The organism is Anaerocolumna aminovalerica, assembly GCF_900115365.1.
GTDB classification, from domain to species: domain Bacteria; phylum Bacillota; class Clostridia; order Lachnospirales; family Lachnospiraceae; genus Anaerocolumna; species Anaerocolumna aminovalerica.
This window is the reverse complement of record NZ_FOWD01000013.1, coordinates 98,217-109,442: the sequence shown is the minus strand read 5'-3', so window position 1 is coordinate 109,442 and position 11,226 is coordinate 98,217. Positions and strand designations below refer to the sequence as shown.

9 protein-coding genes are annotated in these 11,226 nt (G+C 36.8%); 6 read left to right on the top strand and 3 right to left on the bottom strand.

Annotated elements, in window-relative coordinates:
* Positions 1-288 precede the first annotated feature (288 nt).
* From BM183_RS09310 to BM183_RS09290, 5 genes are all read left to right on the top strand, one after another.
* A complete protein-coding gene (locus tag BM183_RS09310; protein ID WP_091686369.1) occupies positions 289-1,884 on the top strand; it encodes a hypothetical protein in 1,596 nt (531 codons plus the stop codon).
* 380 nt (positions 1,885-2,264) lie between these two features.
* On the top strand, positions 2,265-3,665 hold the full coding sequence (gene uxaC / locus BM183_RS09305) for a glucuronate isomerase (protein ID WP_091686366.1): 1,401 nt from the start codon (positions 2,265-2,267) through the stop codon (positions 3,663-3,665).
* Between the two features lie 56 nt (positions 3,666-3,721).
* On the top strand, positions 3,722-4,795 hold the full coding sequence (uxuA, locus tag BM183_RS09300) for a mannonate dehydratase (RefSeq protein WP_091686363.1): 1,074 nt from the start codon (positions 3,722-3,724) through the stop codon (positions 4,793-4,795).
* 162 nt (positions 4,796-4,957) lie between these two features.
* A complete protein-coding gene (locus BM183_RS09295; RefSeq protein WP_091686359.1) occupies positions 4,958-6,565 on the top strand; it encodes a mannitol dehydrogenase family protein in 1,608 nt (535 codons plus the stop codon).
* 93 nt (positions 6,566-6,658) lie between these two features.
* The gene (locus tag BM183_RS09290) at positions 6,659-7,333 is read left to right on the top strand and encodes a GntR family transcriptional regulator (RefSeq protein WP_091686356.1); all 675 of its coding nucleotides are present in this window, start codon (positions 6,659-6,661) and stop codon (positions 7,331-7,333) included.
* Between the two features lie 430 nt (positions 7,334-7,763).
* Here BM183_RS09290 and BM183_RS09285 read toward each other — a convergent pair whose 3' ends face one another.
* The 3 genes from BM183_RS09285 to BM183_RS09275 are packed head-to-tail and all read right to left on the bottom strand — an operon-like array spanning position 7,764 to position 10,320.
* Entirely contained in the window at positions 7,764-9,107 is a 1,344-nt protein-coding gene (locus BM183_RS09285) for an anti-sigma-I factor RsgI family protein (protein ID WP_091686354.1), read from the bottom strand.
* Positions 9,104-9,823 (bottom strand): sigma factor, encoded by a 720-nt coding sequence (locus tag BM183_RS09280; protein WP_091686353.1) that lies wholly within the window; start codon positions 9,821-9,823, stop codon positions 9,104-9,106. Before BM183_RS09280 ends, BM183_RS09285 begins: the two co-directional genes overlap by 4 nt.
* A 17-nt stretch (positions 9,824-9,840) precedes the next feature.
* Positions 9,841-10,320 (bottom strand): NADH-quinone oxidoreductase subunit NuoE family protein, encoded by a 480-nt coding sequence (locus BM183_RS09275; protein ID WP_091686351.1) that lies wholly within the window; start codon positions 10,318-10,320, stop codon positions 9,841-9,843.
* 293 nt (positions 10,321-10,613) lie between these two features.
* Here BM183_RS09275 and msrA point away from each other — a divergent pair, with 293 nt between their 5' ends.
* Positions 10,614-11,144 (top strand): peptide-methionine (S)-S-oxide reductase MsrA, encoded by a 531-nt coding sequence (gene msrA, locus BM183_RS09270; RefSeq protein WP_091686349.1) that lies wholly within the window; start codon positions 10,614-10,616, stop codon positions 11,142-11,144.
* The last annotated feature ends 82 nt before the right edge of the window (positions 11,145-11,226 follow it).

Sequence of the window (11,226 nt, the reverse complement as noted above, 5' to 3'; positions counted from 1 at the left end):
CACCTGAAAAAGTATTTTAGATAGTTTTCCTCTGAACTGATAAACGTTACCGCCTTATTGCATATACGAAGTACCCTGAAAGGGTCAACATCCAACTTATTCGTAAACTGTTTATCAGACAGAGGCATCAGTCTTTCGATAACGAGGTCATAAAAATGCCTCAAGGAGAAATCGATGTCACTCTATCTAATACAAACATTATACAGAAACATTCTGTATAATGATACAGTTAATAAAGGGTTATAGGTTACCTTTATCAACCTAAATATATTATATAAGGAGTAGTATATGAATTTTGGCAATTATTCTTCAAATAGCAAATCTTCTAACTCTAGGAAAGAAGTTAGTGCAAATAATGAAGATGGAATTATAAAGGCACAAAACTATAATTCATGGAATTCAGGTCGACATAATAGAATGGATAATTCCGGATGTGATCCATGCTATTCGGATACGCCAGACTGCCCAGGACCTCCAGGCCCGCCAGGCCCACCCGGCCCACAGGGTCCGGTAGGTCCAAGAGGTCCGGCAGGTCCTCAGGGGCCACCCGGAGCAACAGGTCCGGCAGGCCCCCAAGGAGAACAAGGTCCGATGGGAGCAACTGGGGCCACAGGAGCCACAGGTCCTCAGGGGCCACCAGGTGCTATAGGTCCGGCAGGTCCCCAAGGAGAACAAGGTCCGCCCGGGGCAACAGGGGCACAAGGCCCTATGGGCCCGGCAGGTCCTCCGGGGGCATCAGGTTTACCCGGTCCGGCAGGCCCAGCAGGCCCCCAAGGAGAACAAGGTCCACCGGGAGCTACAGGAGCTACCGGAGCAACAGGTCCCCAAGGCCCGCCAGGTGCTATAGGCCCGGTAGGTCCACAGGGTGAACAAGGCCCCCAAGGAGCAACGGGAGCCACCGGAGCAACGGGGCCGGCAGGTCCTCCAGGTCCGCCGGGGCCTCCAGGTCCACAGGGAGAACAAGGTCCTCAGGGAGCAACGGGAGCCACCGGAGCGACGGGACCGGCAGGTCCTCCAGGTCCGCCGGGGCCTCCAGGTCCACAGGGTGAACAAGGTCCTCAGGGAGCAACGGGAGCCACGGGAGCAACAGGTCCGCCGGGCCCGGCAGGTCCCCAAGGAGAACAAGGACTGCCAGGAGCCACAGGAGCAACAGGTCCCCAAGGCCCAGCAGGTCCTCAAGGAGAACAAGGTCCGCCGGGAGCCACGGGAGCAACAGGTCCCCAAGGCCCACCTGGCCCACAGGGACCACCTGGCCCCCCAGGAGAACAAGGAGAACAGGGAGAACAAGGTCCACCGGGAGCCACAGGAGCCACGGGTCCCCAAGGTCCACCGGGAGCCACAGGAGCAACGGGTCCACAAGGTCCGCCGGGAGCCACGGGAGCCACGGGTCCCCAAGGTCCACCGGGAGCCACAGGAGCAACGGGTCCACAAGGCCCGCCAGGTCCACAGGGACCACCGGGTACGGGAACCTCAACAAGTTTTGTTTATAGGTTTAGTACAAACCCAAGAATTACCATTGCAGGCGGCGGCAATTTTGAATTCCCATCGGGAAATGTGCCTATAGTACCAAACAGAGTTCTTTTACCAAATGCAGCACAAACCGTATTAGAAGATGCAGGAGTATATCTTATAAACTTTATTGCTTATGTGGCAGGGGTTCTTCCTAATGTATCTATAAATTTGAACGGAGTTCCTGTTCCGGGAGGAACAGTAGGAACATTGGCAGCTTCTAATGAAGTTGAAATCTCTGCTCTGGTAGAAGTTACAGAAGCTAATTTGCCTGGAACAATAACTATATCTAATAATTCATTTGCTACGATTAGTTTCCCTGTGCTTGCTCCGGGAAGTATAGTTTCTGCATTAACAATTGTTAAATTATCTTAAAGTAAGAATAAAATTTACTAATGAGAAATTTGTAATAAACAGGAAGTAAATTCATAAATAATAAACTATTCTGTATTCTGCCCCTGTCTTGGTGATAGGGGCAGATTCTATGTCCGGTATAAAAGGGCATCTATAAGTAAAAAAAGAATCTAAAAAATGCATATATGTACATTTTGCATAAAAAGTCTGTTGAAAATTCATAATAAAGTATATTGACATTATACGAAAATACAGGTAATATATTCTTAACATACTAGTATACAAGAGATACAAGAAATAAAATTATAATATATTTTATTTTACATAAAAGTAAGGAATAATATGAGATATTTTATATTGTTTCTGCAGTAAAGAGGATTTCCAGAAAGGCAGGTATCATTATGAGTAAATTCATGAATGAAGATTTTCTATTACAAACTAAGACTGCACAAAAATTATACCATGACTATGCAGAAAAAATGCCAATATATGATTTCCATAATCATTTATCAGCTAAAGAAATTTACGAAGATATTAAATTTGATAATATTACCCAGGTATGGCTGGGTGGTGATCATTACAAATGGCGTGCTATGCGAACTTTCGGAATCGATGAAGGGTATATTACAGGTGAACAGCCGGAATACGAAAAGTTTAAGAAATGGGCAGAAGTAGTTCCATATTTAATAGGAAATCCATTATTTCATTGGACTCATTTAGAATTACAAAGATATTTTGGAATTAAAGAAATCTTGTCTCCCAAAACATGTGAAAGCATATGGGAACAGTGTAATGCAAAATTAAGCACACCGGAATTCAGTGTACGTAATTTATTACGTAAAATGAACGTTAAAGTATTATGTACTACAGATGATCCAAAAGATTCCTTGGAATATCACAAAAAATTAAAAGATGATTTTGAGGTAAAAGTGCTGCCTTCATTTAGACCGGATAACGCAATTCGAGTTTATAAACCTGCTTTTGCTTCTTATGTTAAAGATTTGGGACAAGTAGTCGGTTATGAATTAACATCTGTTTCCCATCTTGTAAAAGCTTTAATTGAAAGGTTACATTATTTTGATGAAATTGGATCTAAAGTAAGTGACCACGGTATAGATGTATTTAGATTCTCTCCATGTACCGACGAAGAAGCAGACATAATATTTAAAAAGGGTCTGAATCAGGAAACAATTACAGAGGATGAAATTAGTAAATATGAAGGTTATATTTTAACCCAATTAGGAAAGGCTTATCATGATTTAGGCTGGGTAATGCAGATTCACATCGGCGCTATAAGAAATAATTCTACCCGTATGTTTGAAAAATTAGGTCCAGACGTTGGATTTGATTCCATTAATGACAGTAACTTTGCCAAAGACTTAAGCGCTTTCTTGAATGCCTTAGACTATCAGGGAAAACTGCCTAAGACAGTATTATATAATTTAAATCCAAGAGACAATGAACTATTGGCAACTATGATCGGTAATTTCCAGGATGGTTCACAAGCCGGAAAGATGCAATTTGGTTCCGGATGGTGGTTCTTAGATCAAAAATCAGGTATGGAGAACCAGATGGAAGCTTTAAGCCAGTTAGGTTTAATTTCAAAGTTCATTGGTATGTTAACAGATTCCAGAAGTTTTCTATCATTCCCACGTCATGAATACTTTAGAAGAATTCTATGTAATAAATTAGCCGGACTTATAGAGAACGGTGAATATCCTGATGATTTGGAATTAGTAGGAAAGATCGTAGAAGATATTTGTTTCAATAATGCTGAAAGATATTTTAATATCAAATTGTAGTTTTAAATTAAATTAATAAATATAAACGATGGAAAGACATTAGGAGGATACAAGTTATGGAAATGACATTACGCTGGTTTGGTAAAAAACATGATTCTGTGACATTAGAACAAATCAGACAAATACCCGGAGTTACAGGAGTGATCACTACTTTATACGATAGATTAGCCGGTGAAACCTGGCCTATGGATGAAATACTTAAAATGAAGGAAGAAGTAGAAGCAGCAGGACTTAAAGTAGCCGGTATTGAAAGTGTAAACATACATGACTCTATTAAGATCGGTACACCGGATAGAGAACAATATATTGAAAATTACATTACAACTTTAGAGAATTTAGGTAAAGCTGATATTCATATGGTATGTTACAATTTCATGCCTGTATTTGATTGGACAAGATCTGATTTGGCAAAAGTAAGACCGGATGGTTCAACTGTTTTATCTTATGATCAGGAGTTAATTGATAAAATTGATCCGGAGACTATGTTTAAAGAATTGGATTCTAATAGTAATGGATTTGTTATGCCAGGCTGGGAGCCAGAAAGACTTGCTCATGTAAAAGAATTATTTGAAAAATATAAAGATGTAGATGAGAATAAGCTATTTGATAATCTTGTGTATTTCTTAAATAAAATTCGTCCGGTTTGTGAGAAATATGATATTAAGATGGCAATTCATCCGGATGATCCTGCTTGGCCGGTATTTAATCTGCCGAGAATCATTAACAACAAAGAAAATGTGTTAAAATTATTAAATACAGTAGATGCTGACTTCAATGGTATTACATTATGTACAGGTTCTTATGGCTCTAATCCAAAGAATGATATTATTGATATTATTCATTCCACAGCAGGCAGAATTCATTTTGCACATGTTAGAAATGTTATATATCTAGGACCTGGTAAATTTGATGAAGCAGCTCATTTATCCAGCGATGGTTCCTTAGATATGTATGAAATCATGAAAGCTTTATATGAAACAGGCTTTAACGGTCCGGTCAGACCGGATCATGGACGTGCAATCTGGGGAGAAGTAGCCATGCCAGGTTATGGTTTATACGACCGTGCTTTAGGTGCAACTTATCTTAACGGTTTAGCTGAAGCAATTGAGAAAGCTGATAAAAATAAATAATTTAGGTAATTAAAGGTCAATAAATACCCATTTTGCCCTTAATTAACATATATCAATCAATTCGCAAAAACGAATGATAGGAATTAGTAATCCGCATGTACTTATAATAGGACATGCGGATTGCAAATATCATGCACAAAATATGTGAGATAGGAGCCTAATATGAAACTGAATCAAGAAGAGTTAAAAAATAAAAAGATTTGGGAAGATGCCGGATTTGAACTTCCTGCATTTGACCGTGAACAAATGATTGAAGAAACAAAGAAGAATCCGGAATGGGTTCATTTCGGTGCAGGTAATATATTCCGCGCTTTTCCGGCTGCAGTATGTCAGGAACTTTTAAATAAAGGCATAATGAAAACAGGTATCGTAGTAGCGGAAGGTTACGACTACGAAATTATAGAAAAAAGCTATAAGAAGTTTGATGATCTAAGTGTATTAGTAACATTAAAACCTGATGGCAAATTAGAAAAGAAAGTAATTGCAAGTATAGCAGAATCCCATTGCGTTGATACAAATAATTCAAAGGACTGGTCACGTCTCTGTGAAGTTTTTAGAAATCCTAGTCTTAAAATGGTATCCTTTACTATTACGGAAAAGGGATACAGTCTGGTTAACGGAAGACAAGAATTATTGCCGGATGTTGCTAAAGATTTCACTCAGAAGCCTTCTGAAGCCACAAGCTATATCGGTAAATTAGCAGCTTTATGCTATGAAAGATTCTCTAATGGCAAGCTTCCAGTAACATTAGTAAGTATGGATAATTGCTCTCATAACGGAACCAAGTTAGAGGCCGCTGTTACAACATTTGCTAAGACTTGGGTTGAAAATAAAATAGTGGAACCGGAGTTTTTAACTTACGTTACAGAAAATATTTCTTATCCTTGGTCCATGATCGATAAAATTACTCCAAGACCGGCAGATTCTGTTATTGAAATGTTAAAATCCGTTGGATTTGAAGATACTGATTCCGTTGTAACATCTAAGAATACTTATGTTGCTTCATTTGTAAATGCGGAAGAACCACAATATTTAGTTATTGAAGATAAATTTATGAATGGACGTCTTCCTTTAGATCAAGGAGGAATTATTTATACAGATAAAGAAACTGTTGATAAAGTTGAGAAGATGAAGGTATGTACTTGTCTGAATCCACTACATACTGCTTTAGCTGTATATGGATGCCTATTAAATTATACAAAAATATCTGATGAAATGAAGGATGCAGAACTGGTTAAATTGGTTGAAAAAGTAGGATATGTAGAAGGACTTCCTGTAGTTGTAGATCCTGGTATCATTAAACCAAAAGATTTCATTGATGAAGTTATCCGTGTTCGTATACCAAATCCATTTATGCCGGATACCCCTCAAAGAATTGCAACAGATACTTCACAAAAATTAAGTATTCGTTTTGGTGAAACAATCAAAGCTTATGAAGCAGATCCTGAATTAGATCCTCAGGCGTTAACTTATATACCTCTTGTTTTAGCTGGATGGTGCCGTTATCTGACAGGAATCAATGATGAAGGCAATGCATTTGAATTAAGCCCTGACCCAATGCTAACTACATTAACACCAAAATTCGCTAATATTAAATTAGGTGATAACAATAATGTTCATGAGATATTAGCAGATCTTTTAGCTGATGAAAGAATCTTTGGTGTAAATTTATATCAGGTAGGCTTAGGTGAAAAAGTGGAAGGATTATTTGCTGAATTAATCTCAGGAAAAGGCGCGGTAAGAAAAACATTAAAAAAATATTTAAATTAAATTGGTTTTTGTATAAGCGCTGTTTACAAGACACTAAAAAAGCATCTTGACTAGGATATGTTTTTATACTATCATGTATTGGGAGGGTATGTTATGAGAATTTTAGAGCGTAAAGGGAAAGAGACAGCGCGAGAATATGCATTTCGTGTTATAAAAGAAAATATAATATCATTAGATCTTGTCCCAGGAAGTATGGTAAGTGAAAATGTTTTGGCGGAAGAGATGGGGGTTAGCAGAACACCTGTCAGGGAAGCCTTTATTGAGTTGAGTAAATTAAAAGTAATTGAAATTTATCCGCAAAAAGGAAGCTACATCTCTCTCATTGATAGTGATTTGGTTGAAGAGGCAAGATTTGTTCGTTTGGTATTGGAGCGAGCAATGGTAGAAACAGCTTGTGATGTAGCAACTGAGGAAGACTTGTTTAAATTAGAAGAGAATCTTAGATTACAGGAATTTTATTTAGGAAACCCTGCACAAGATAAACAATTACAGTTGGACAATGAATTTCATGAGCTGATTTTTGGCATTGGTAATAAAACAATCACATATGATTTATTAGGCGGTATATTGACGCATTTTGACCGTGCCAGAAGATTAAGTTTGAATGTTATAAAAGATTCAAAAATTATATCAGATCACAGGTCTTTATTAGAAGCAATTAAAGCGAAAGATAGTGAAACCGCACAGGATATTGTTACAAAGCACTTGTGCAGATATAAAGTAGATGAAAAAGAGCTAAAAGAGCGATATCCTAGTTATTTTAAGTAATAAAAACATATGAATAAAGTGTAAAAAGAAAAATAGTAAAAGGCTGTTGTAAATAAGTCATTCTCAGGATTGACAGTTTTGCAACAGCCTTTTTTGTTTTATAATATAATAAAAACTAGTTTAGATAAGGTTTTGATGGTTAAAAAAAGTGTTGCATCTTATCAAGATTAATAAAATGGAGAACCCTGGGGGGAGTAGGGGTAGGGTAGGGTTCTTACACATTTTATTGCTTAATAATTTGCAACAACTTTTTAACGAGGTTAGTAGTTGTTAAAACATTTATTTTAAAGTATAGGCCTGATTTTGCCTTTAGAACTTTGACTATTGTTAAGTTTTTAGCAGCTGTCCTGTTATCATTCCTTTTAGCGGATTTGTTAGCTTCCAAAGCTTTTACTTTTTTTTACTTTTTTGTTCTCTACAGGAACAGGCTTTATAATAAATTTTTGTTTTTTTGATTTACCATTTGCTTTTTGATTAGCTCTTTGTATTTTTGCTTTTGCGATTTATCAGCGGTTTTTTGCTTATCCTTTAGTGCTTTAGCATCTTCTTTTCGGGCTTTATCAGCGATTTTTTGCTTAGCCTTTAGTGCTTTAGCGCCTTCTTTTCGGGCTTTATCAGCGGCCTTTTGTTTAGCCTTTAGTGCTTTAGCATCTTCTTTCCGGGCTTTATCAGCAGCTTTTTGTTTAGCTTTTTGAATTTTTGCAACTTTCCGGATTTTATCAGCGGCTTTTTCCTTGGCCTTTCGTGCTTTTGTATCAGCTTTTTTCCCTTTATCAGCAGCTTTTTGTTCAGCCTTTTGAGTTTTAGCATCTTCTTTCTGAGCTTTATCAGCAGCTTTTTGTTTAGTTTTTTCTGCTTTTGCTTCCGCCTTTTGAACTTTTGATTCTGAGATTGCTGTAGCCGGTTCTGAGGTTCCGGCTGCTTTGCCTACGGCATTTCCAGTGCTGTCTGAACTCTGTCCTTTTCTGTTGGCCTTAATAGCTTTCATAATATCTTTAACCGGCTTATTCAACCATTCCTCTATATCAATACTTTCCGGATCCTCAGCACTTGCCTGTAGTTTTTCAACCAAGTTAAGTTTTCCGGGGGTCACTCCAAATTCTTTGGCTCTTTTAACACGGTCATAACCAACACTTATAGCTTCAATTTCTACTTCATCACCGGTTCCTTCAACGGTATCCTTTGCAGTTCCTTCCAGTTTGTGAATCAATTTCTCGGATTTTTTCTCATTTTTACTGGAAGCGGTAATGATAATTCCGCCCGTAATATGGGGATTTTCATCAGCGGTGCTGTTATCACTATTAACGGTTTTTTTACTATCAGATAAGTCGGTTGTCGGTCCATAAGCAGTTTCGTCAAAGTAACCGCTGTCAGCAATTTCATTAATGGTAGCTGCTATAGCAGCATGGATTGTTTTATTATTTAAATTATTTAAATTAATCTGGCCAAGAAGTTCTTCACCGTCATCATTGACTGCTTTTACATCAATTACCAGATCAAAACAATTTACTGTATATTCGATAGAAGGGTTAACATCAAGGCTAACATAGGAATAAGGACTTGTATATGCCCATATGCCTATACCACTTGCCAGAAATAATACAGCTGCCGATGCAGCAGTAACAGCTAATTTCCCAGTGATATGTATCTTTTGCTTCTTCATAGTAATAACCTGTCCAATTTCATAATTTCTGTTTTTAACTTTTATTATATTGCCGTCATCAGACAGGACAGCTGCAAGGCCATTTTTAATTTCTACGATAATTGCTTTCATTTATTAGTCTCCTCTCTGATGTACCGCAAATATTCAGCGAGATTAGGAAACTCTCCGGAAAGTATTTCTACTGCTGCTATTATATACTTTCGGTGACGCTCTAAAATTTTTCGGGGTACTTCTACATTTTTTTCAATTATTTTTATTGGAAGCATTTTAGTACTTCGTATTTCATTGATAATGATCGGATTATGTAATAAAAATGAAACGGCCTTACTACAAGCTGCTTTTGTTTTTCTTGCCCGGGGAGAACAGGTGGTTAAGTCAAAGAAAGAAAAACCATATTGCAAAAATATTGCATTGGCAGCTTCAATTTCATATTTGATATCTGTTTTTGCTTCTTGGGCAATTTCATTGGTTACAGCAAGCCGAATAGATACATCGTCCTCTGATTCATCCTGCTCTCCATCAAGTATAATGGGATTTACGGATACTTCAGAGTTATATTTTCCTTGAGATCGGATGTAATCAATTAATCTTCTTTTAATAACCAATTCTGAAAACTTTATGAAACTGCCTTTGTTTAACTCATAACTTTTTACAGCTTGCACGAATGCCAAGAGAGCTACAGACCATTCATCATCACTTTTGGTTACATAGTGATGGGTTACTGTGGAGGCACATTTTAGGATGTGAAATTCATTTTGACTGATTAATTCGTTTAATTTAGCCTCATCCTTAGCTGCCTCCAGTACAAAGTAATCCAATTCCCGCAATTGGCACACCTCCAGTATTATTTTTTGTACTTTTTAATTATGTCAGGTATATTTTGGACGGTAACATTGTGGTAAATATCTTCATCAATTTTTATATTTGGTGATGTTTTGCACTTTTTTAAACAATTTTGTGTTACCAAAAGAAAAGTACCGTCCTTTGTAACCTTACCGGGTTTTACATTAAGCTCCTTTTCTACTGCATTTAAAATTGTTGCACCGCCTTTGGCACCACAACGGGGTCCGGAACATACTGTTAATTTATGTTTGAAATTTTCACCCTTTAACTGGGGTATTAATTTAATGAAAGCAGATAAAGCAGACAATTTAATATCAAGCTTATCCGAAATTTTTTGCAAAGCATCTGCCGGTAAGTAATCAAATATTTCCTGAGTTTCATGCAGCAATTGCTTTATTGCTTCCTGATCTGAATTTATATTATTATAATTATCAGAATAATAATCTAATAGTTCTTCTAATTTTTCATACTGTTCTTTCATAAATTGTTATGTCACCTTCCTATTTTTTTCTAAAGTATAACCGTTTTACTTTATTTGTTCAACAAAGAATGTTAGTTTTTATATGATATACCAGGATTTACCTATTTATATCTTTGTTATTTATGATTATTTATGTTTATTATATCTAATGTAAAATATAAAACTAAAATATAACCTTGACATTTTCGGTATAAGTATTTATGTTTCTTAGTAACGGAAAATTATTCATATTCCCGTTATATTTTAAAGTTAAAGCTTTAAAGGAAAAATAAAATGAGAAAGGAATGTTTAATATGAGTACTTCAAATCAATATAAAGAAATCTATTTGGCTGGAGGATGTTTCTGGGGCACCGAAAAATATTTATCCGGTATTAAAGGTATTGTGAATACAGATGTTGGATATGCCAACGGAAATACGGAGAATCCATCTTATGAAGAAGTTTGCCGTAATAATACAGGACATGCAGAAACGGTGAGAGTAGTATACGATCCCGGTATAATTCGCTTATCCTTTATATTGGATCTATATTATGATGTAATAAATCCTACTTCTGTAAATCGTCAGGGAGGAGATATAGGCAGCCAATACCGTACCGGTATTTATTACATCTGTGAGGAGGACAAAGAAATTATTGATAATTCTATAAAAGAACTTCAAAAGAAATATGTTAAACCAATTGCCATTGAAGTATTGCCCCTTAGAAATTATTACTTAGCAGAAGAATACCATCAGAAGTATTTGGATAAGAATCCAAATGGATATTGCCATATTGGATCTGATAAATTTGAAAAAGCAAAGTTAGCAATAGATCCCTCTGTTTAAAAGAATGAAGCAGGTACTCTAAAAGGAGAGTAAGATATAAGAAATTGCAAAGAATAGTAGTGTAACTTTATCATTGTATTAT